Genomic DNA, 20,420 nt, shown 5'->3' with positions numbered 1-20,420 from the left:
TAAAATGCAAATAAAAAAAGGGATTTTTATGAAGGTTTTATTAATAAAAGATGTAAAAGGTTTGGGAAAAGCTGGTGAAATTAAAAATGCGAAAGACGGATATGCAAGAAATTTTCTTATTCCTAAAGGTTTTGCAAAAATAGCAACAGATGAAGTAATAAAAGAATGGCAAGAAGAACAAAAAAGAAAAGAAGAAGAGTTAAAAAAAGAGCTTGCTAAACTTAATGAATTAAAAGAAAAAATAGAAAATCTAACATTACATATTAAACATAAACTAGGTGCAAATGGACAATTATATGGTGCAATTACAAATAAAGAAGTTGCAGAGCATTTAAAAGAGCATAATATAGATATTGATAAAAAACACATTGATATGAAACAGATTAAAAGTGTTGGTGAATATACAGTTGATGTTAAATTAGGACATGGAATACATGCTAATTTAAAATTAGTGGTTGAAGGCGAGTAATGAAAATTAATATGGAAGCCACAACCATACTTGGATATAAAAAAAATGGCGTTGCAGTTATAGGCGGAGATGGTCAAGTAACATTTGGTCATACCGTATTAAAAGGTAATGCTACAAAAATTAGAACTTTATATAACGGCAAAGTTCTTGCAGGTTTTGCCGGAAGCACAGCAGATGCTTTTATATTATTTGATATGTTTGAAAAAAATCTTGAAAATAGAAAAGGTGATTTGGTTAAATCAGTAATTGATTTTGGTAAAGCGTGGAGACAGGATAAATATTTAAGACGTCTTGAAGCTATGATGATAGTTTTAAATCAAAAACATATATTTATATTAAGCGGCAACGGAGACGTTGTTGAACCTGAAGACGGAGAACTCGCTGCAATTGGTAGTGGGGGTAATTATGCTATTTCTGCTGCAAGAGCTTTAGCAAAACATTCGAATTTGTCTCCTGAAGAGCTTGTTAAAGAATCTTTACATATTGCGGCGGATTTATGTATTTATACTAATCATAATATTAAAATATTAAAACTCGAAAAGGAATAGAATGAATATGACTCCTAAGCAGATAGTTGCTTATCTTGATGAATATATTGTGGGACAAAAAGATGCAAAAAAAACAATAGCAATTGCACTTAGAAATAGATATAGAAGAATGAAGCTTCCTAAAGAGTGGCAAGATGATATTATGCCCAAAAATATATTGATGATAGGTCCTACAGGTGTAGGGAAAACTGAAATAGCCAGACGTATGGCTAAAATGATGAAACTTCCTTTTGTAAAAGTCGAAGCCAGCAAATACACCGAAGTAGGGTTTGTAGGACGTGATGTAGAGTCAATGATCAGAGATCTTGTTAATAATTCCATGAATTTAGTCCGTGCAGAAATGGAAGAAAATGCCAAAGAACAAATAGAAGAAAATGTAATAGAAGAAATTACAAAAAAACTTCTACCTCCTCTTCCAAAAAATGCACCTGAACAAAAACAGATTGAATATCAACACTCTTTTGAAAAAATGAAAGAAAAAGTAAAAAAAGGTGAGGTTGATCATTTGAAAATTACTATAGAAATTGAAGAAATGCCGGAAGGTGATGATAATCTTCCTCCTGAAATGATAAAAGCACAAGAAAGTATTGTAAAGATTATAGGCATATTTAATAAGAACAAAGAAAAGAAAGAAGTGACTGTAAAAGAAGCAAAGGAACTTTTAAAAAAAGAAGCAGCTGAAAAGGTAATAAGTAAAGAGGATTTAAAAAAAGAGGCTCTGAAAAGAGCGGAAAATGGGATTATTTTTATTGACGAAATAGATAAAATTGCAGCAACTGGAAATCAAAGACAGGATCCGTCAAAAGAAGGTGTTCAAAGAGATTTGCTTCCGATAGTAGAAGGATCTACAGTAAATACAAAATATGGATATGTAAATACCGATCATATTTTATTTATTGCTGCAGGTGCGTTTCATGTAAGTAAACCAAGCGATTTAATTCCGGAACTTCAAGGAAGATTTCCTTTAAGGGTTGAGCTTCAAAGTCTTGATGAAGAGGCCTTATATCAAATATTAACAAAACCAAAACACTCTTTGATCAAACAATATCAAAAATTATTAGAAGTAGAAAAAGTAAATTTGGTTTTTGAAGAATCTGCTCTTAAAGAAATAGCAAGATACGCGTATTTGGCTAATGAAAAAACTGAAGATATAGGTGCAAGAAGGTTGCATACTGTTATAGAAAAAGTATTAGAAGATATAAATTTTGAAGCTGATGAATATGCAGGAAAAGATTTTGTTATAGATGAAGCTTATGTTAAATCGAAACTTGACGATATAGTAGAAAGTGAAGAAATAACTAAGTATATTTTATAAGAAAGGTTAATATGCCTAAAAGTGGATTCGTTGGTATATTAGGTAAACCCAACGCAGGAAAGTCAACCCTTTTAAATTGGTTATTAGGAGAAAAAATAGCTTTAGTTTCTCCTAAAGCTAATGCAAGTAGAAAAAGAGTAAATGCAATTGTAATGCATGGTGAAGATCAAATAATTCTTTTAGATACTCCAGGACTTCATGAAAAAGAAAAACTTCTTAATAAATTTATGTTAAAAGAAGCTCTTAAAGCATTAGGTGATAGTGATCTTGTATTGTTTTTGGCTGATGTGAGAGATGATTTAAGTGGGTATGAATGGTTTTTGGAACTTAATACTAAAAATATTCCACATATTGTCGTATTGACTAAAACTGATCTTGTGTCGGAAGAAGATGTCCAAAAAAAAATAAATGATTATAAAAAATTAGGTAAAGCTTTAGATGTAATACCTATTAGTGCAGTAGAAGGAAAAGGTAAAGAAGAATTACTAAACGCAATTGTCAAATATTTGCCTGAACATCCTTATTATTTCGATCCGGAAATTATTTCAACTGAACATATAAGAGATATATATAAAGAACTAATTAGAGAAGCATTATTTGAAAAATTAGGTGATGAACTACCTTATGAAACAGATATTTTAATAGAAAAATTGGAAGAATTTGACAATTTAGACAAAATATATGCTACAATTATTGTAGAAAGACATTCTCAAAAGGGAATGATCATTGGAAAACGAGGGAAAAAAATAAAAGAAATTGGTATATACGCTAGAAAACTTTTAGAGCAATTTAGCGGAAAGAAGATTTATTTGGAATTATATGTAAAAGTCGTGCCGGGATGGAGTAAAAATAAAAAAATGCTTGAAGAACTAGGATATGAGGTAGAATTATGAAAAAGCCAGAATTAAAAAAAATAGATATTAAACCAGGGTTTTTGAAAAAGTATGATTATAATATTGATGAAGTTATAGGTGTAAAAGGACACGACAGATTTATTTTATATACCAAAAAGAAATTAATAAGAATTTATCGCGGCTCACTCAAATCAAAAGCTTTATTATCTACTTATATTCCTATCGAACATGCAATCTTTTACAGCTTTGAAATTGAAAAAAACGTCATAGAAAAAGTTGATCTTGATCATTTTATTGAAACAAAAGTATATGAAGAAGCTGGGGTAGATGAAACTGAAAAATATATAATCAAATATAAAATTATTGATTCTATGAAAGATGAAAAAATTGTAACTGTTGAAGTTATTATTGTTCCTGCAGGATTTATTGAAAATGGATATAAAGACATTATTGATGAAACAGGTTATATTGACTATATTTCATTTCCTGCATTTGCTTATAAAGCTTTATATGATGAAAAAATAATTCAAAAAGCAAATGATTTATTTGTTGTATTTTTATATGACAAAGTGTTTTTGACGTTTTACAATGAAGGTGAACTTTTAAGTATTGTAACAATTTCTGGTGGTCTTGATAAAGTTTATGAAGCTTTAGGTAAACTAAAAATTAAAAATTTTGATATAAGTGTTTTTGAAAAACTGCTTACAAAAAAAGGTGTAAATAATTTAAAATATACAAATGCAGAAAAAGCTGTATTAGATATTATGCAAGATGAATTTTTAACACTTATAAATATTGTAAATTCTCAAATAGAAAAAGTTGGTTTAAAATACAATGTTAGTGAAATTGATAGAATTTATGTAACATCCGAATATGGAAATATTGAAGGATTACAGGATTATATACAGAAAATTGTAGGAATTGATACATTTGGATTTGAATTTTATGAAGAATATAACCTTGATAGATTGGCTGTAAATCCATTTATTTTTAGGAATGCTTGAAGCTCATAATGCTTATAAAAATCAAAATCAAGAATATAATTTTTCTTTAAAATTAAGAAAACCTACATTCTTTTATAGACCGAGTGGTAGGCTATTTTTAATTCTAACAGCAGCAATTGTAGGTATGGGTGTTTATCCTGCTTATTTATATTTTAATGGTATGTCTTATGAAAGTAAAAATAAAGAATTACAATCTGCTGTTAAAAAATTAACTATGGAAAACGCAAAATTAAGCAATCAAATACGTGTTCTTAAAAATCAAGAAAAAAATATAGTAAAAGAACGTGAAAAATATTCAAAAGACATTGCATTTACTAAAAACTTTATTAAAAGTGTTTATGAATTTAAATATTCATATATTCCAAAATCTAGTGAATTAGTAGATATTACATTGATTATGAACAAAGATAAAGTTTATTTAAATTCTTTAAATTATGATAATGGTGTTTTTGTGTTAAATGTTTTCTCTTTTAAAGATACTCAAATACCTAATTTTATTGACGATTTAGTTAAGAAAGGGTTTAATGTAGAAACCGAAGGTGTTAATTATATTGATAGAAAATACAACGCCACTATTAGGATAAAAGAATGAAACTAATACATGAAATTGACAATTATTTTTACGAAAAATCTCCAAAAGATACAATTATGGTTTATTTAATGATTTTGTTAGTCATTGGATTTGTTGTTTTCTATTTTCTATTACCTCAAGCTCAAAAATATAGAGATACACAATTAAATATTTATAATAAAACCAAAACACAATTACAAACTTTAAAAACAAGAAAAAATGTATTAAATGCTCAAATTATTTCGTTAAGAAAGAAAATAAAAAATTTAACGTTAGAAAAAATAGCTCTTAAAAAACAAAAAGATTTTTATGATGAGTTAGCAAATTTATTAGATTTTGTTGAGTTTAATCAATATAAATGGGGTGAATTTGTTAAAAATCTTGTAATAAATGCTAAAAAAGAAGGTTTGAAAGTTTTAGGCTTTACAAATCAAGTATTTAATGATGATAAAGGTTTAATAAACAAAAAAATGGAGATAAATTTAAGAGTAAATGGTGAATATAAAAATTTATTATATTTTATATATCAATATGAAGATATCAGAGATTTGTTAAGAATTGAAAATATCAAAATAAATAAAGATAAAAACTTTGAAGTAAAATTTACTTTATATGGGTATGAAAAATGAAAAAGTTAGTATTATTAATCGGAATCATATCGTTAATGTTTGGAAAAGGCAATACGCAAAAAGATATTTACCTTGAGTATACTAATAAAGTTATAAATTATGAATTTAATATTAATAATTTAAATAAGGTAAAAAGTCCTTTTTATGAACCACCAAAATTTTTTCCTGGAACACAAAATTCTAAAAATGTGCAGATTAAGAAGCGTGTAAAAATTACATTATTATCAATATTTGAAAATAAAGCTTATATTAAAGTTGAAGAATATTTAGGTGAACAATTAGTAGCAGTAATAAAAAAATGGATAAGTATAAATGATAAGATTTATGATTGTAGATTATCTAAACTGACTGATACTGATGCTGTTTTCAAATGTAGTGATAAAACACTTTATAAAACAATAAACAAAAAAATACCTATGTTAAGGGATAAACAATGAAAAAGCTAGTTTTAATTTTATTTATCGCATTATCGTTATTTGCAAATTGTGAAAATAAACTGTTTACATATTCAAACAGTATAAATAAAAGTGACAGATTAACAATCCAAGAATTTTTAAATTTATTAGTTACACAAAAATGTAATATTAATATTGTTTATGATGATAAAGAATCACAAGATATGGTAAAAGAAAAAATGCCTTTCTTGAGAGTAAAAAATTATACTTTAAATCAAGTATTAGATTTAATTCTTTCAAAAAGAGGGCTTTTTTATAACTTGAATGGTGATACTCTTGATATTAGTTATTATAAAACAAAAACTTACAAACTTGATTTTATTTCAAGTAATAGAGTTGGTGAAAGTAATCTTGATGCTACTGATAGTAAAGTAAAAAATGAATATACTTTTGATTTTTGGGATAAAGTTCAAGATAATATTGAAACAATCTTGAAAAATACATCTGATGAATTTAAACCACCTATTATCGATAAAACTGTAGGTTTGATTACAGTTACAGGGACTAAAAAACAGATTGATGCAATTGATAAATATATAAATACTATGTTAAATAGATTGACAAAAGAAGTATTGATTGATGTAAAAATTTATACAGTTGAATTATCATCATCACATAAAACAGGTATTGACTGGTCACAATTATCAATTCAACTAAATAGACAGAATGTGCCTTTAAGAGGGACATATATTGGTGGAGCTCAATCAGTATTTAGTGATGCAACTTTCAATATTGTCGGATTACTAAACTTTTTAGCACAAAATGGTAATGTTAATTCATTATCAAACCCTAAAGTTGTTACATTAAATAATCAAAAAGCCATAATAAGCGTAGGTGATACAATTTATTATAAATATGCATCTAAAGTCACTACAGATCAAAATGGTAATCCTAATACTGAATATACAATTGATTCAAAATTTGTAGGTGTAGTTTTAGATATAACCCCTCAAATAAGTGATAATGGTGATATAATTTTAAGTATAGCACCAAGAATTAGTGCATTTAAAGATGCAACGCAATTAACCAATAATTTAAGAGATATGCCACCTGATACAAAAGACAACACAATGCTAAGTGTTGTAAAACTTAAAGATAATCAAACATTGGTATTAGGTGGATTAATTACAAATGATAAAACATTACAAGTAAATGGTGTGCCTGTATTAAAAGAAATTCCTGTAATTAAATATCTTTTCTCTTCAAGAGAAGAGGTTACTTCAAGAAAAGAATTGGTATTTGTAATTACACCTCATATAATTAATTTAAAACAGAAAAAAACTTTAAGGGATCTAGGCTTTGGCAAACTTCAATAAGGCCAAAGAGGTCTTTAGAGATGTAGTTGATTTAAAATTTTATGTTCCGCTTTCGGCAGTAGAAAAAACAAAAAAAGATCTTCTAAGTGCATTAGAACAAAAAGAAAAAATGATTTTTATAACAGGTGAAGCCGGAAGCGGAAAAAGTATGATTTTAAAAAATGTGTATAATGAGCTAAAAGATAAAAAAAATTTTTTTTATATTTCAAATCCTTATTTAGAAATTAATACGATCCTTTCTATATTAAAACAATTAAGTTTGAATGATTATCAAATTTTTCTTATCGATGAAGCACAATTATTATCTGAAGAAACGTTTGAAAATTTAAGAATATATGCAGATAAAGGAAATATTACAATTGTATTTGCTACACATGATACTGACATTAAAAAATTAATGGAAAAAAAACATTTCCAAACAAGAATTAATTATATATTAAAGGTTAATAAAGCTAATAGAGAAGAATTAGAAAATTTTATAAAAACAAAGCTTTTAAAAGCTAATTTGATTGATATTGCTGAAATGTTAAAAAAGAGAAATTATAATTTAATATATAAATATACAAAAGGATCTTTAAGATCTACAAATCAACTTATGTTTAAATTGTTTGATATTTTAGACTATTTTTATAATAAAAATCCAGACAAAATAAATTTAGATAGATTATCTAATAAATATATAGAAATGGCTTATATGGATTTCAAGGAATTTCATGCATAGATATGATGAATTAGAAAAATTGTATTATAAAAATAAAATAAAAAAATATTCTTTAATCATATTTTTAGTAATTTTAGTCATTTTTATAGGATGGTTTTTTTATCAAAACTATACATCTTCTAAAAAAACTGATAAAGAAACTAAAATAAATATTGATTTTAAAAAAATCACTAATCAGACCAAATCAATTAAATCTAATATAATTAAAAAAGATATAAACCTAACATCAAAAGAAAATATTAAAAATAATGATCAAAACAAAACAAAAACAACAAGTAAAATCGATACATCTTTAGAAAAGAATAAAACTGAAAAAAAAGAATCCATAACTCCAAATTTATCATTTGTAATACCAGAAATTAAAGAAGAAAATAAGACTAATAAAAGAATAATAAAAAAAACTCAAATAAAAGAAAAAAACAGAAAAATAAAAGAAATAACAAAGCAAAATAAACAAATAATACCTACAATCAAAGAAGAACAAATTAATATTACAGAATTAATTAAATCTTTTAATAAACATCCATCATATGATACTGCAATTGTTATTTCTAGATATTATTATAATAACAACGAATTAAAAAATGCAAAATTATGGGCTTTAAAAGCAAACAATATTGATCCTGCAAAATATGAAAGTTGGAAAATGTTTGCGCTTATTTTACTTAAAAAAAATGATAAAATTAAAGCAAAAGAAGTGTTGAAAATTTATTTGAACGATTATGGTGATAATGACGAAATATATAAATTACTAAGGAGTATAGATGAATGAAAAAATTTTAAATCAAATAAAATCTTTGCCACCACTTCCAAAAAGTGTATTGGAAATACAAAGAATAACTAATGATCCAAACTCTTCTATTGCAGATTTGATTAAAATAGTAAAAGAAGATCCAATGCTTACAGCAAATCTTCTAAAAGCAGCAAATTCTCCTTTATATGGGTTTACAAGACAGATTAAAAATGTAGATCAGGCTGTTTCACTTTTTGGTATGTCCACTGTAAAAGGTTTTGCAATTTCCTTTGCTATAAGAAATTCTTTAAAATTTGATTTGAGTGCTTATGGTATTAATGAAACTCAATTCCATGATGTTGCTTCTCAAAGAAATGCTATTGCTATAAATTGGTTTAAAAGAGATAGAACAAAATTGGATATTTTAGCTACAAATTCATTTTTGATAGATTTAGGTGCTGTTGTTATTTCATTAATATTGAATAATGAAGATAAAAGTGAGAGCTTCAAAAAAAGATTGCAAAATGGTGAAAATAGAGATTTGTTAGAAAAAGAGTATATAGGTGCTACTACTATAGAAGTTACTACAGAAATTTTTAAACATTGGAATTTTAGTGAAGATTTGATTGAATCTATGAGTAATATAAATGATCCAAAAGGCGATTATCAAATTGAAAGTGCTGCATTATTAGTTTTAAAAACATTAATCGATTTAATAAAACCGTATAATGAAGAAAATAAGAAAAAAGCATTTGAAATTGCTACAAAGTATGATTTAGATACCGAAGCGCTTCAATTGGCTGTTGAATTAGTAAAAGGATAATATTGAAAGAATTTGCGTATAAATTAGTTCAAGGTATTGCTTCTAAAGATATACCTAGAGATAAAAGAGATATAGTTAATGATTTGATTGCATTAAGAATTGTAAGTGATTCTAAAATAATTAAGTTGAAATCTAAATACAGAATAGGAAAAATCGACGTAACAAAAAAAGGATTTGGGTTTTTAACCCCTCTTGGTGTAAAGGAGAAAGATTATTTAATTGAAGCTGAACATTTAAACGGAGCCGGAAGAGGTGATTTGGTAATTGCGGAAAAACTTTTTAATAAAAAAGGTAGACCCAAAGCAAAGGTAATATATATACTTGAAAAAGCTTTCAGTGTTAGTGTTGTGTATTTAACTTTTGAATATAAAAACAACAAAAAAATTCCAATATTAAGAAATATAAAAACCGACCTTCAAACGTTTGTGGCTGAAAAGAAAAAAACATTAAAAAAACTTCCTGAAGGTGCTGTTTTTAAAGTAGATAATTATACAAACAGAATTATTGATGTTTTAGGTGTGTTGGATGATCCATGGGTGGATGAAAAAATTTCTTTGGCTTTGTATAACAAAAAAGAAGAATTTAGCAAAAAAGCAATAGCGGAAGCCGAAGCATATGGTGATTATGTGGATAAGGAATTTTATCCTGAAAGAGTGGATTTAACGGATTTACCTTTTTGCACAATAGATCCGCCTACGGCAAAAGACCACGATGATGCTATATTTTTTGATGTTGAAAAAAACGAATTGTATGTAGCCATTGCAGATGTAAGCGAATATGTTTATTTAAATGGAAATATTGATAAAGAAGCTAAAGAGAGAGGGTTTAGTATATATTTTCCGCATAAATCCGTTCCTATGCTTCCAAGACAGCTCAGCGAAAATATCTGTTCTCTTAAAGAAAATGAAGATAGGCTTTCTTTTGTTTTTAAAATTACATTAAATAATAAAAATGAAGTAATAAAAGAGGAGCTTTTTGAAGCTATTATTAAATCTAAAAGAAAATATTCTTATGACAGGGTAGATGAATTTTTAGACGGAAGATTTGAAAATATTGATGATACTGATAAATTAATTTTAGATTGGTTAATGCCTTTATGGGAAAGAGTAAAAAAAATAAGAATAAAAAGATTGCAGACTGGACTTGACTTTAGCAGTGATGAAATAAAAATGACATTAAATGATGAAGGATTAATTGAAAGTATAGAACTTGAAAAAGAAACTCCTTCTCATAAACTGATAGAAGATTGTATGCTTTTAGCAAACAAAGCGGCTGCTAAAATGATAGATTTCGGAATTTTCAGAGTTCATGAAAAACCTTCTTCAAACAGCATCGATGAATTATATGAGAGTTTGACAGCATTGGGAATTAACATAGATGTGGATGAAAAAGATTTTGTAAAAGTGGTAAGAAACATTCAAAAACAAGCAAAGGACATGGGCATAGAAAAAGAAGTGGATAAATTAATAATTCGTTCTCAGCAACAGGCAAGATATGATGCTAAAAATATTGGCCATTATGCATTGGGATTTGAAAAATATACTCATTTTACATCACCGATTAGAAGATATTCGGATTTAACTCTTCACAGATTACTTAAATCAATTATTAGAAAAGATAAAAAACAGATGGAATTTATATTACGAAATATCGAAGCTTTAGTTGTAAAAATAAGTGAATTAGAACGTGAAGCTATGAAAGTGGAATGGGATTTTTATGACAGAAAATATGCAAGATATGCAAAAGAGCATATCGGAAATGTTTATAATGGGATTATAGAAGACACTGAAATTCCACCTATTGCAAAAATAACCGAAGATTTACTTTTGGGTGCAAGAGTGTTTTTAAAAGATAAAAAGAAATTTAATCTTTTTGAAAAAGTAAATATAGAAATAGTCAGTTCAAACATTGCAACTGCAAAAATAAAAGGTAAAGTAGTTGAAAGATTAGAACAGGATTAAATAATAAAATTAACATTAATAAAATGGAAGTAATATTAAATTTTTTTTATTTTTAAATTACTTCTTATTTATAATTATTTTACTTTTATAATTAGTGACAGACACAAATAATGATATGAATGATTTCTTTATAGACATAAATTTAAATTTTTAAATGTTTTGCAGATTTTTAGATGTGTTATAAATAAAAAGGAAGGATTAAAAACTATAATCCATTCCAAATGCCATTAATAATGCGCCACCATCTTTAAATGTTCCAGTTCCTACATATGCATTATTAACATCTCTTTTTTTCTGTTTTGCATAAAGAGCAGAAAATCCTAGGCTCATTCTATCGTCAACTTTGTATTTGAATCCGCCTGAAAAAATATGTTTATCGCTGTCTGGTAAACTATATTCAATAGTTTTACCTGGAACAGGTGTATTATCATAAGAATATCCAAGCATTGCAGTTAATTTTTCAGTGCATTTGTGTGTAATACCGATTCTATAAGTGTTTGCATCCTGCCAGTATTTTGGTTTAGGATTACCAAATGTTGCTTCTACTATAGGATCGTCAAAATTAAAATCTAAAATTTCATATCTTGACCAAAATGTTCTTTCAAATACAAATTCAATGGTAGTTTTATCAAAAGTTTTTGCAAGAGCAACATTTAATGCTGCTGGAATTGGAATAGTTACTCTTCCAATTGTATTAAAATTATAAGCACCTATATATCCACTTGCATCACCTTTTAATGTTAAATCCACTTTTGAACGATAAGTTATAGCAAATTTTGTATCTTTTTTGTCATTTTGTATAGATAACGCTGCATTCCATCCATAGTCTAAAGAAGTTCCATTTAAATATTCAGAATATGCTGAAGCTTTCATAGCATGAACAACACCATTACTTCTTACTGCTCTAATACCAAAAGCAAATCCTATGTTATTATTCATTCTGTATGCAATAGTTGGATTTAATTCAAGAGTTTTTAACGTAAATTCCTTTGCAGTAGCTTCCGGAACTACATCATCCCATTTTTTTGACAAACCTGCTGGTGAGGTAATTGAAACACCCCATCTCCATCCATCATAATCTTGAGACGCAAAATGAAATTGTGGAACTAGAAAATCTTCTTTTCTTGATTTATAAACATCACCATTACTTTTTTCAAATGTTACTGAATATAAATGAATATAAGTCATTAACATTTCATAAGAATTTTTATCTTCATTAAAAACCATATTTGCAGGGTTATAGTAAGCAGTATCCGCACCATTTGCATTTGCGACATTAGCTGCACTCAAGGCTAAACCATTTAAAGATTGTTCCGGAATTTTATATCCGTTAGCAAGAAGCATCGTTGCAGTTATAACTGATAAAGCGATAACTTTTTTCATTTTTTCTCCTTTAAGTTTATTGTATAATTTTACAAAAAAAGGCACGAATGTATAAAAAAGATTTTGATAAATTATCAGAAATTCCAAATTATTGTGCATTTTATGGAAACAATTTTTATTTACAACAATATGAGGAAAAAATATTCAATCAATTCAAGAATGAAAATATATTAAAATTATATTATGATGAATATGATTTTGATAGTGCTAAAACACATCTAACTGAATCTTCATTATTTGGTGGTATAAATGTGTTAATAATCAAACATAATAAAATTCCTCAAAATATAGATAAACTTATAAAAAATACTAAAAGTAATTATCTTTTTTTCTTTTATTATGGGAATAAAAAACCTGAGCATTTTGGAAAAAATTTTGTTAGGTTCTTTGAACCTAATTTAAGAGATATAATAGAATATATAAATGAATTGACAAAAAAGAATGGTATAGAAATGTCTCAGGAAGCCAAAATGTTTTTGGCGACTACTACAGAAAGTGTGTTTCTAGGAAAAGAAATTGAGAAACTTTCTAATTATTCTACTAAGATTTCGTTGGAAGATGTAAAACAACTTGTATTTGAGTATAAAGAAGAAAGTTTTGAGGGGCTGTTTAATTTAATATTAAATGGAAAAGATTTTTATAATGAACTTGAATATTTTTTGGAAACTAATGATTATAAAAGAATTATTCCAGCATTAATCAGATATATTAGAGATTTATATACTTATAATCTGTATATTAAAAAAACCGGTTCTTCTTCTTTGGAAGGTTTGCTTGGTTACAAACTTCCTGTTCATATAAATAAACAAAGAGTGGAACTTGCAATAAAATTTAAAGAAAAAGATTATTATGAACTTTTGAAATTTTTATTGGAAAAAGAACTTGAAATGAGAAGCAGTGAGAAAAACAAAGAATCAATTTTTTGGGAAACAATTAGCTATTTAAAAATATTTAATTCTTTTTAAATAATTTTTTTATTCTTCGAGCCGCTTTTGTAAGACCTAATTTCATACCAGCGAATCTCATCATTTTTGCCATTTGTTTGTATTTGTCTTTTTCATAACATGGATTTTCACACTTTCTGCATCTGGGCTTAGGATCGTGAGGGCATTCTTGAAGTCTTTGAATTGCATAACCAAGTAAATTATGGCATTCATCGCATAAGTTGGCGTTAAATTTCATATTAAGATCTTTATAGCTAATATCATATTCTTTTATAAATTGACCAGTGTGCTTTTCACTGCAATATATTTGAAAAAATTTATTTAACGTTTCTACTTCACTTTTGAATTTTTCTGTTGTCATTTAAAACCTTTTTATTTCAACCCAGTAATCGTCACTGGTGTTTTCTTTAAATTTTTTTATTATTTGTATTATTTCATAACAGATATCCAAAATATTTGGAGGTTGAGACTCAAATGAAATTAATGATACTTTATGAGTTATGTTTTTTTTATTCAACATAAAAGTTCTGTTTATTAGACTTGTAAGCCTGCTTCCGAATTGCACCGCAGATTTACATTCAGTGTTTTGAAGTATTATAATATAATGATTTTTGGTGTAAGGAATTTTTAAAAAAATATCCGTTTTTCTTATATAATTTAGCGTCTCTTTTATACTTTTTTCTGAAGATTTTATAATTATCATAGTGTATTTAATTTTTTTAAGTTCGTATAGGTAGTTTAATATTTCCAGATATTCTTCAAGTCTTTTTTTTAAAGAAATAAAAATTCTAAATTCTTTTTCATCTAACAAATATTGATTTAAAGCTTCGTTTTTTCTTTTATTCATAGTGAACCTTTAAAATTTTGCCTAATAGCTTCATATAATATTATACCGGCACTTACTGCCAAATTCAGACTTCTGCCTTCTTTTGTCATTGGAATAGTAATGCAGTTGTCAGTATATTGTTTTAAAATCTGTTCGTCAATTCCTTTTGTTTCACTTCCGAATATAATATAGTCCCCCGGTTCAAATTTTACTTCGAAATATGGTTTTGAGGTTTTGGTAGTAGCGAAAAAACAGCGTGAAACATTTACATTTTTTAAAAATTCTTCTGTATTTTCCCATATGACAAGCTCAAGTTTATCCCAATAATCAAGCCCGGCTCTTTTTACCGCTTTTTCGCTTATGTCAAAACCAATCGGTTTTACTATATGAAGTTTTGCACCGGCATTTACACAAAGTCTTCCGATATTTCCTGTATTTGGTGGAATCTGCGGGTTAAAAAGGACAATATTAAACATTCTTTGACCTTTTAATTAAATGCTCAAATATTTTAGCAACTGATTTAGGCTTTTTGAAAAATATACTTCTTAATCTATCTTTTATGATTTGATATTTAATTTCTTCTTTGTTTAATTTTTCGTTTTTCATTTTTTTCTTTTTTAAAGAATGATTGTTTTGTTTGCATACACAAATATTCTGTCTTCAATAGCTTTTTTAATAGCACGGCTTAAGACGATTTTTTCTATGTCTCTTCCTTGTATTCTCATCTCTTCCCAGTTCATTTCATGATCAACCCTGATAACATCCTGTTCTATAATAGGTCCGTCATCTAAATTATTGTTTACAAAATGAGCTGTTGCACCGATTATTTTTACACCCCTGTCATATGCCTGTTTATATGGATTTGCGCCAATAAAAGCTGGAAGGAAAGAGTGATGGATGTTAATGATTTTATTTGGAAATTCTTCTACAAAATTTGGAGTAAGTATTCTCATAAATTTAGCTAAAATAATATAATCCGGTTTTGTGGGTTTAATAATTTCAAGCATTTCATTTTCATGTTCGACTCTGCTTTTTCCTTCAGCCGGAATATAATAAAAAGGAATGTCAAATTTTTCCACTAAATCCCTTAAATTTTCCCTGTTGGCTATTACGCCTATGATTTCGACTTCCAGATCGCCCGAATATTGTTTAATTAATATATCACCTAATGCATGTGCCTCTTTTGTTGCAAGTAAAAATAGTCTTTTTTTTCTTTTTTTAAAAATTTTTACGTCAGCGCAAGGAACTTCTTTTAATATTTCTTTTTTTAGTTTTTCTTTGTCTACTTCTCCGGCAATTACCGCGCGGAAGAAAAATTTATTATTTTCTTTGTCGACAAATTCCTGTTGAGTTTCAATATTAAAGTCGTTTTCATATAATACTTTTGAAATTTTATAAACAAGCCCTTTTTTATCGTCGCACTGAATTAAAAGAGTATATTTCATTCTATCCCTTTTTGATTATGATTTTATCATAATTTCTTATTTCTTGAAGAATGGAAAACCTTGGGTTTTTAGGGTCGATTTTTTTTGGTTTGTATTTTTTTTCCCAAAGGTTTTCTTTTTTAATCCATTTTTCACAGCAGTATCCGTTTAAAATACTGAATGTTTTTAAAGGATATTTTAATGCAAGCCCGTAAAGAAATCTGTTGGTTATGATTTTAGGCAGTTTTTTTATTTTTATTTCTTTTTTTAAATTATTTGGTAGGTTTAAAGTATTAATTATTTTTTGTGCCGGAATGTTTTTGTAATATCTCAAATGGTATAAAAAATAACTTTCAATCGGATTATATTTATATATTTTTGCCAAATGGAAAAACTCTTTTTTTGTAAAATTTATATTTAAAAGTTTTTTTGCAATATCCAAAACTATAAAATAATAAAAGCCGAAATATAAATATTTGCTTTTAAACATTTTTTCAAATTCCATAAATATTCTTTCACGGGAGAGTTCGTTTAAATCGAGTGTTTTACAAAGTTGAACAGTCTTTTTATCGACTTTAAATTTCAATCTGCTTGCAAACTGCATAGCCCTTAACACCCTTAATGGATCCTCTATAAACGTTTTATCGTCAATATGTTTTATTGTTTTGTTTTTTATATCTTTAATACCGCCCCAAAAATCAAGTATTTGAGAAGTGAAAATATTCTTCATAAGTGCATTCATTGTAAAATCGCGTCTTTTGGAAGCTGTTTTTTCATCCTGCGTAAGTGCGACTTCAAATCCCCTGTGACCTTTTGAAGTTTTTGTTTCGGTTCTTGGAAGTGAAATATCAAAAATTTTCCATTTATATACAAAAAAACTTTTACCTACGCCCTTTGCACCGAGCTTTTGCATAAGGTTATCAAAAGTTTTCGGGTCTATATCATATACCTCAATATCAAACTCTTTAGGCTTTATTCCCAGGATTTCGTCTCTTACACATCCGCCTACCAGATATACACGGGAAGTAAAGGGTGAGAAAAATTTTTTAAGGAATTCTAAATCATCAAATTTTTCATTTTTCACTTTTAACTTTTCACTTTTGTGAGAGCTTTTCATCTATTTTTACAAGAAGATATTCTAAAAAATTTAATGTAACGTCCAGTTTTACGTCTAAATTTTCAGTATTTGGAGATTGAAGACCTTCAAACAAAACAAGAAGACGCTCTTTTATATGTTTTAAAAATTCTTTGTCACATTTATTTGCGGGGGTGAGTTCTTCTTCGCTTATTGCGCTTTCTTCAATTTCTTGAAGTGTTTCAAGTATAGTGTCTTTTAAATCCATAGCATTCCTTAAATTTCACTTAGCCATTTTTCAAAATCATATCTGTTTAACTGGTTAATTTCATTAAATTCTTTAAGTCTCAAAACATTTACACCTTCAAAAAAACGTCTTTTTTTAAGCCTTTCAATAGCTTCAACTATTTCAGGGTCATTAGTTTCTTTTAATAACTCTTCATATATTTCAAGGGCTTCTTGTTTAAAGCCCTGTGTTTCGAGAATCCTTGCGTATGTTTTTGTTTTAGTTAGCGGCATGGTCTGCTATTAAACTTCCCATTTCACTTGTTGTTACAACTTCTTTGGCATCAAAAGCTGCTAAATCTTTTGTTCTGTAACCTTCTTTAAGAACGCTTTTAATCGCTTCTCTTATTTTGTTTGCCGCATTTGTTTCGTTTAAAAAATCAAGCATCATAGCTGCACTTAGTATTGTTGCTATAGGGTTGGCGATTCCCTGTCCCGCAATGTCAGGCGCACTTCCGTGAATAGGTTCAAAAAGTCCGACTTTTCCACCAACACTAGCACTTGGAAGAAGTCCGATGCTTCCGACTATCATACTTGCTTCATCACTTAAAATGTCTCCGAAAATATTACCTGTAAGAATTACGTCAAATTGTTTAGGGTCTCTTACTAACTGCATTGCGGCATTGTCAACATACATATGTTCAAGTTCAACTTCAGGATAGTTTTTGGCAACTTCCTCTACAACTTCACGCCAAAGTTCGCTAACTTCCAAAACGTTTGCTTTATCTACGGACGTTACTTTTTTCTTTCTTTTCATTGCTTCTTCAAAAGCAACTTTTGCAATTCTTGCTATTTCATCTCTTGTGTAGATCATAGTGTTATATGCTTTATTATCATCTTTATATCTTGGCTCGCCAAAATAAATACCGCCGGTAAGTTCCCTCACAACACTTAAATCAACCCCTTTGATTACTTCAGGTTTTAGACTTGAAGCGTTTACAAGTTCGTCAAAAATAATGGCCGGTCTAATATTTGCAAAAAGCCCTAAAGACTTTCTTAGTTTTAAAAGCCCTGTTTCAGGTCTTTTTTCTTTAGGAAGGCTTTCCCATTTAGGACCGCCTATTGCCCCAAAAAGTATAGCGTCTGAATTGAGGCATCCTTTTATTGTTTCATCAGGACATGGATTGTCAAATACATCAACAGCTGCGCCACCTAATAGGTATTCGTTATATTCAAGATTGAAACCTTCCCTGCTTGCTACAGCGTCTAATACTTTGATAGCTTCTTCTACTATTTCAGAACCTATCCCGTCACCTTTAATAATTGCTATTTTGTAATTTCTCATTTATTTTCCTTTAACATCTCTTTTGCAAAATTTATAAGTCCACCGGCTGCGATTAATTCTTGCATAAATTCCGGAATAGGTGTAAATTTATAATCTTTTCCGGTATCTACATTATGAATTATTCCGTTGTCTAAATCTATTTTTACCAAGTCGCCTTCATTTATTTCATCACTCTCAAGAAGTTCAAAAATAGGAAGACCCATATTAAAACTATTTCTATAAAAAATTCTTGCAAAGCTTTTTGCTATAACAGCCGCCACACCTGCAGCTTTGAGTGCGATTGGGGCGTGTTCCCTGCTTGAGCCGCTACCAAAATTGTAACCTGCTACTATAATATCACCCGGTCTTACTTTGCTTGGAAATTCTGGGTCGGCATCTTCCATTACATGTTTTGCAAGTTCATGAGGATCGGAAGTATTTAGATATCTTGCCGGAATTATAAGGTCGGTATCAATATTGTCGCCAAATTTCCAGACTCTTCCTGTAATTACATTCATAAAATTCCTTTTTTTGCTGAATTTTATCAAAAATGGATATAAAAATGAAATTTAAAGATTTATAAACAGATAAGCAAGAGATAAAATAATTATTTCTGGTATAAAAAATATTAATGTTTTTTTAGCCAAATCTCTGGAAAAAAATAAAACTATTAAAAATTTGGTAATTGTGTTGCTTAATGAAGCCGTTGTTATACCGATAGCGGCACTTTTAAAAGACAAACTTGCTTTACTTAATTCGCCAAGTGAGAGGGTTATGGCATCTACATCCGTAAATCCCGATATAAATGACACTAGATAAAGACCTAAATTTCCAAAATTTTTATTTGTGTATTCAACTAAAGCATAAATAACGGCAAAAATAATTGCAAATTTAATTGCTTCGCTTAATTCTAAAGGGTTTTTTTCAAGTTTTTCAAGTGAAGTTTGGATATTGTTTTTTGATTTTTTATAAAAATAATAAGAAAACCATATGCCGTATATAAATGCTAAAATAAAAGGAATTATTAATATTTTAATAAGTTTAGGATTTGTTATATATACTTCTATCAATACCCTTGCAAACATTAATGTATTAGCTATTGCAATAGCCGAAGCATATGTATAAATAGAAGTTTTTGCTTCTTTATACATTGCAGAAAGTGAAGCACTAACGGCTGTCGAGCTTATAAATCCGCCTGCGGCCGCAGTAAATAATATACCTTTTTTTTCACCGAAAAATTTTATTCCGAGATAGCCTATAAATGACAAAGAAGCAATTATAATAGCCATAAGCCATGTTTTATAAGGATTGAAAAGTTCTAACGGACCTATTGCTTTGTTTGGAAGGATGGGCAGCATAATAAATGTCATTATAAGCAGTAAAATACCCGCACTTATCTCTTTTTGTGTCAGATTTGTTTCAAGTTTTTTAAGTCTTGTTTTGAGATTTAAAATCACAACTGTTATTACGCTTATAAAAATGGCATAATGTATGTTTCCGTAATAAACCATCACACCTATCAAATAGGTTATCAAAGCGGCTATGTGGGTGGTGGTGCCCTGTTTTGAATAATGATACACCTTTAAAAAATATGCCACCACAACTATCAATCCGAAAATTACAAAACTTATTATTAGAAAATTATTAATATATTTATTTAAATACGCTGAAATAAAACCTAAAAGGGCTATTAATGTAAAAGTTCTGCTTCCGGCAAAACCTTCTTCGTTTTCCAGCGAAAAAGAAACGCTTCTCTCAAGCCCTATTATAAATCCTAAAACCGCTGTAATTAAAAAAGCTTTTAAAATTTGCACATCCAT

At 28.0% G+C, this 20,420-nt stretch carries 26 protein-coding genes; 14 read left to right on the top strand and 12 right to left on the bottom strand.

Annotated elements, in window-relative coordinates:
• Positions 1-28 precede the first annotated feature (28 nt).
• The 13 genes from rplI to ACYQ19_RS02825 are packed head-to-tail and all read left to right on the top strand — an operon-like array spanning position 29 to position 11,399.
• A complete protein-coding gene (rplI, locus tag ACYQ19_RS02885; RefSeq protein ID WP_459977920.1) occupies positions 29-469 on the top strand; it encodes a 50S ribosomal protein L9 in 441 nt (146 codons plus the stop codon).
• Positions 469-1,017 carry an ATP-dependent protease subunit HslV gene (hslV, locus tag ACYQ19_RS02880; RefSeq protein ID WP_459977919.1) on the top strand — a complete coding sequence of 183 codons (549 nt, stop codon included), beginning with the start codon at positions 469-471 and terminating at the stop codon, positions 1,015-1,017. Before rplI ends, hslV begins: the two co-directional genes overlap by 1 nt.
• 1 nt (position 1,018) lies before the next feature.
• Complete coding sequence (gene hslU / locus ACYQ19_RS02875) at positions 1,019-2,332, top strand: ATP-dependent protease ATPase subunit HslU (protein ID WP_459977918.1); 1,314 nt, start codon at positions 1,019-1,021, stop codon at positions 2,330-2,332.
• Positions 2,333-2,343: 11 nt separating this feature from the next.
• Entirely contained in the window at positions 2,344-3,225 is an 882-nt protein-coding gene (gene era / locus ACYQ19_RS02870; RefSeq protein ID WP_459977917.1) for a GTPase Era, read from the top strand.
• The gene (locus ACYQ19_RS02865; protein WP_459977916.1) at positions 3,222-4,190 is read left to right on the top strand and encodes a hypothetical protein; all 969 of its coding nucleotides are present in this window, start codon (positions 3,222-3,224) and stop codon (positions 4,188-4,190) included. Before era ends, ACYQ19_RS02865 begins: the two co-directional genes overlap by 4 nt.
• Positions 4,183-4,782 (top strand): hypothetical protein, encoded by a 600-nt coding sequence (locus ACYQ19_RS02860; RefSeq protein WP_459977915.1) that lies wholly within the window; start codon positions 4,183-4,185, stop codon positions 4,780-4,782. The genes ACYQ19_RS02865 and ACYQ19_RS02860 overlap by 8 nt, the downstream gene beginning before the upstream one ends.
• Positions 4,779-5,390: a hypothetical protein gene (locus ACYQ19_RS02855; protein ID WP_459977914.1), complete on the top strand. Its 612-nt coding sequence runs from the start codon at positions 4,779-4,781 to the stop codon at positions 5,388-5,390. Before ACYQ19_RS02860 ends, ACYQ19_RS02855 begins: the two co-directional genes overlap by 4 nt.
• Positions 5,387-5,827: a hypothetical protein gene (locus ACYQ19_RS02850; protein ID WP_459977913.1), complete on the top strand. Its 441-nt coding sequence runs from the start codon at positions 5,387-5,389 to the stop codon at positions 5,825-5,827. The genes ACYQ19_RS02855 and ACYQ19_RS02850 overlap by 4 nt, the downstream gene beginning before the upstream one ends.
• Positions 5,824-7,161: a type II secretion system protein GspD gene (locus ACYQ19_RS02845; RefSeq protein ID WP_459977912.1), complete on the top strand. Its 1,338-nt coding sequence runs from the start codon at positions 5,824-5,826 to the stop codon at positions 7,159-7,161. Before ACYQ19_RS02850 ends, ACYQ19_RS02845 begins: the two co-directional genes overlap by 4 nt.
• Entirely contained in the window at positions 7,145-7,882 is a 738-nt protein-coding gene (locus tag ACYQ19_RS02840; protein ID WP_459977911.1) for an ATPase, T2SS/T4P/T4SS family, read from the top strand. The genes ACYQ19_RS02845 and ACYQ19_RS02840 overlap by 17 nt, the downstream gene beginning before the upstream one ends.
• On the top strand, positions 7,875-8,654 hold the full coding sequence (locus tag ACYQ19_RS02835) for a hypothetical protein (protein ID WP_459977910.1): 780 nt from the start codon (positions 7,875-7,877) through the stop codon (positions 8,652-8,654). The genes ACYQ19_RS02840 and ACYQ19_RS02835 overlap by 8 nt, the downstream gene beginning before the upstream one ends.
• Positions 8,647-9,438 (top strand): HDOD domain-containing protein, encoded by a 792-nt coding sequence (locus ACYQ19_RS02830; RefSeq protein WP_459977909.1) that lies wholly within the window; start codon positions 8,647-8,649, stop codon positions 9,436-9,438. Before ACYQ19_RS02835 ends, ACYQ19_RS02830 begins: the two co-directional genes overlap by 8 nt.
• A 2-nt stretch (positions 9,439-9,440) precedes the next feature.
• The gene (locus tag ACYQ19_RS02825; RefSeq protein WP_459977908.1) at positions 9,441-11,399 is read left to right on the top strand and encodes a ribonuclease R family protein; all 1,959 of its coding nucleotides are present in this window, start codon (positions 9,441-9,443) and stop codon (positions 11,397-11,399) included.
• 198 nt (positions 11,400-11,597) lie between these two features.
• On the opposite strand, the gene ACYQ19_RS02820 is transcribed toward ACYQ19_RS02825, so the two are convergent.
• Entirely contained in the window at positions 11,598-12,782 is a 1,185-nt protein-coding gene (locus ACYQ19_RS02820) for an OmpP1/FadL family transporter (RefSeq protein WP_459977907.1), read from the bottom strand.
• Between the two features lie 47 nt (positions 12,783-12,829).
• On the opposite strand from ACYQ19_RS02820, the gene ACYQ19_RS02815 reads away from it, so the two are divergent.
• Positions 12,830-13,747, top strand: a complete 918-nt coding sequence (locus ACYQ19_RS02815) for a hypothetical protein (protein ID WP_459977906.1) — start codon at positions 12,830-12,832, stop codon at positions 13,745-13,747.
• Here ACYQ19_RS02815 and ACYQ19_RS02810 read toward each other — a convergent pair.
• The 11 genes from ACYQ19_RS02810 to ACYQ19_RS02760 are packed head-to-tail and all read right to left on the bottom strand — an operon-like array spanning position 13,734 to position 20,420.
• On the bottom strand, positions 13,734-14,087 hold the full coding sequence (locus ACYQ19_RS02810; RefSeq protein ID WP_459977905.1) for a nitrous oxide-stimulated promoter family protein: 354 nt from the start codon (positions 14,085-14,087) through the stop codon (positions 13,734-13,736). The two genes, ACYQ19_RS02815 and ACYQ19_RS02810, sit on opposite strands and share 14 nt — an antisense overlap.
• Positions 14,088-14,573, bottom strand: a complete 486-nt coding sequence (locus tag ACYQ19_RS02805) for a hypothetical protein (protein ID WP_459977904.1) — start codon at positions 14,571-14,573, stop codon at positions 14,088-14,090.
• On the bottom strand, positions 14,570-15,028 hold the full coding sequence (locus tag ACYQ19_RS02800; protein WP_459977903.1) for a tRNA (cytidine(34)-2'-O)-methyltransferase: 459 nt from the start codon (positions 15,026-15,028) through the stop codon (positions 14,570-14,572). The genes ACYQ19_RS02805 and ACYQ19_RS02800 overlap by 4 nt, the downstream gene beginning before the upstream one ends.
• Positions 15,021-15,158, bottom strand: coding sequence for a flagellar M-ring protein FliF (locus ACYQ19_RS02795; protein ID WP_459977902.1), 138 nt, complete (start codon positions 15,156-15,158; stop codon positions 15,021-15,023). The genes ACYQ19_RS02800 and ACYQ19_RS02795 overlap by 8 nt, the downstream gene beginning before the upstream one ends.
• 11 nt (positions 15,159-15,169) lie before the next feature.
• On the bottom strand, positions 15,170-15,997 hold the full coding sequence (gene purU, locus ACYQ19_RS02790; RefSeq protein WP_459977901.1) for a formyltetrahydrofolate deformylase: 828 nt from the start codon (positions 15,995-15,997) through the stop codon (positions 15,170-15,172).
• Between the two features lies 1 nt (position 15,998).
• Positions 15,999-17,093, bottom strand: coding sequence for a tRNA nucleotidyltransferase/poly(A) polymerase-related protein (locus ACYQ19_RS02785; protein ID WP_459977900.1), 1,095 nt, complete (start codon positions 17,091-17,093; stop codon positions 15,999-16,001).
• Positions 17,071-17,319: a CiaD-like domain-containing protein gene (locus tag ACYQ19_RS02780; RefSeq protein WP_459977899.1), complete on the bottom strand. Its 249-nt coding sequence runs from the start codon at positions 17,317-17,319 to the stop codon at positions 17,071-17,073. Before ACYQ19_RS02780 ends, ACYQ19_RS02785 begins: the two co-directional genes overlap by 23 nt.
• 8 nt (positions 17,320-17,327) lie before the next feature.
• Complete coding sequence (locus tag ACYQ19_RS02775; RefSeq protein WP_459977898.1) at positions 17,328-17,570, bottom strand: tetratricopeptide repeat-containing protein; 243 nt, start codon at positions 17,568-17,570, stop codon at positions 17,328-17,330.
• A complete protein-coding gene (gene leuB, locus ACYQ19_RS02770) occupies positions 17,557-18,621 on the bottom strand; it encodes a 3-isopropylmalate dehydrogenase (RefSeq protein WP_459977897.1) in 1,065 nt (354 codons plus the stop codon). Before leuB ends, ACYQ19_RS02775 begins: the two co-directional genes overlap by 14 nt.
• Positions 18,618-19,118, bottom strand: a complete 501-nt coding sequence (gene leuD, locus ACYQ19_RS02765) for a 3-isopropylmalate dehydratase small subunit (RefSeq protein ID WP_127681048.1) — start codon at positions 19,116-19,118, stop codon at positions 18,618-18,620. The genes leuB and leuD overlap by 4 nt, the downstream gene beginning before the upstream one ends.
• A 51-nt stretch (positions 19,119-19,169) precedes the next feature.
• Positions 19,170-20,420, bottom strand: a complete 1,251-nt coding sequence (locus tag ACYQ19_RS02760; RefSeq protein ID WP_459977896.1) for an MgtC/SapB family protein — start codon at positions 20,418-20,420, stop codon at positions 19,170-19,172.

The organism is Nautilia lithotrophica (assembly GCF_054656815.1).
This window is presented reverse-complemented; position numbering and strand designations above follow the sequence as displayed.

Bases quoted from the DNA above. Each gene is read 5' to 3' on its own strand.
- ACYQ19_RS02850 (WP_459977913.1), top strand. From the start codon at position 5,387: ATGAAAAAGTTAGTATTATTAATCGGAATCATATCGTTAATGTTTGGA.
- leuD (WP_127681048.1), bottom strand. From the start codon at position 19,118: ATGAATGTAATTACAGGAAGAGTCTGGAAATTTGGCGACAATATTGAT.
- rplI (WP_459977920.1), top strand. From the start codon at position 29: ATGAAGGTTTTATTAATAAAAGATGTAAAAGGTTTGGGAAAAGCTGGT.
- ACYQ19_RS02820 (WP_459977907.1), bottom strand. From the start codon at position 12,782: ATGAAAAAAGTTATCGCTTTATCAGTTATAACTGCAACGATGCTTCTT.
- ACYQ19_RS02860 (WP_459977915.1), top strand. From the start codon at position 4,183: ATGCTTGAAGCTCATAATGCTTATAAAAATCAAAATCAAGAATATAAT.
- ACYQ19_RS02815 (WP_459977906.1), top strand. From the start codon at position 12,830: ATGTATAAAAAAGATTTTGATAAATTATCAGAAATTCCAAATTATTGT.
- hslU (WP_459977918.1), top strand. From the start codon at position 1,019: ATGAATATGACTCCTAAGCAGATAGTTGCTTATCTTGATGAATATATT.
- leuB (WP_459977897.1), bottom strand. From the start codon at position 18,621: ATGAGAAATTACAAAATAGCAATTATTAAAGGTGACGGGATAGGTTCT.
- ACYQ19_RS02785 (WP_459977900.1), bottom strand. From the start codon at position 17,093: ATGAAAAGCTCTCACAAAAGTGAAAAGTTAAAAGTGAAAAATGAAAAA.
- purU (WP_459977901.1), bottom strand. From the start codon at position 15,997: ATGAAATATACTCTTTTAATTCAGTGCGACGATAAAAAAGGGCTTGTT.
- ACYQ19_RS02795 (WP_459977902.1), bottom strand. From the start codon at position 15,158: ATGAAAAACGAAAAATTAAACAAAGAAGAAATTAAATATCAAATCATA.
- hslV (WP_459977919.1), top strand. From the start codon at position 469: ATGAAAATTAATATGGAAGCCACAACCATACTTGGATATAAAAAAAAT.
- ACYQ19_RS02760 (WP_459977896.1), bottom strand. From the start codon at position 20,420: ATGGATGTGCAAATTTTAAAAGCTTTTTTAATTACAGCGGTTTTAGGA.
- ACYQ19_RS02830 (WP_459977909.1), top strand. From the start codon at position 8,647: ATGAATGAAAAAATTTTAAATCAAATAAAATCTTTGCCACCACTTCCA.
- era (WP_459977917.1), top strand. From the start codon at position 2,344: ATGCCTAAAAGTGGATTCGTTGGTATATTAGGTAAACCCAACGCAGGA.
- ACYQ19_RS02780 (WP_459977899.1), bottom strand. From the start codon at position 17,319: ATGGATTTAAAAGACACTATACTTGAAACACTTCAAGAAATTGAAGAA.
- ACYQ19_RS02775 (WP_459977898.1), bottom strand. From the start codon at position 17,570: ATGCCGCTAACTAAAACAAAAACATACGCAAGGATTCTCGAAACACAG.
- ACYQ19_RS02845 (WP_459977912.1), top strand. From the start codon at position 5,824: ATGAAAAAGCTAGTTTTAATTTTATTTATCGCATTATCGTTATTTGCA.
- ACYQ19_RS02810 (WP_459977905.1), bottom strand. From the start codon at position 14,087: ATGACAACAGAAAAATTCAAAAGTGAAGTAGAAACGTTAAATAAATTT.
- ACYQ19_RS02835 (WP_459977910.1), top strand. From the start codon at position 7,875: ATGCATAGATATGATGAATTAGAAAAATTGTATTATAAAAATAAAATA.
- ACYQ19_RS02805 (WP_459977904.1), bottom strand. From the start codon at position 14,573: ATGAATAAAAGAAAAAACGAAGCTTTAAATCAATATTTGTTAGATGAA.
- ACYQ19_RS02800 (WP_459977903.1), bottom strand. From the start codon at position 15,028: ATGTTTAATATTGTCCTTTTTAACCCGCAGATTCCACCAAATACAGGA.
- ACYQ19_RS02865 (WP_459977916.1), top strand. From the start codon at position 3,222: ATGAAAAAGCCAGAATTAAAAAAAATAGATATTAAACCAGGGTTTTTG.
- ACYQ19_RS02855 (WP_459977914.1), top strand. From the start codon at position 4,779: ATGAAACTAATACATGAAATTGACAATTATTTTTACGAAAAATCTCCA.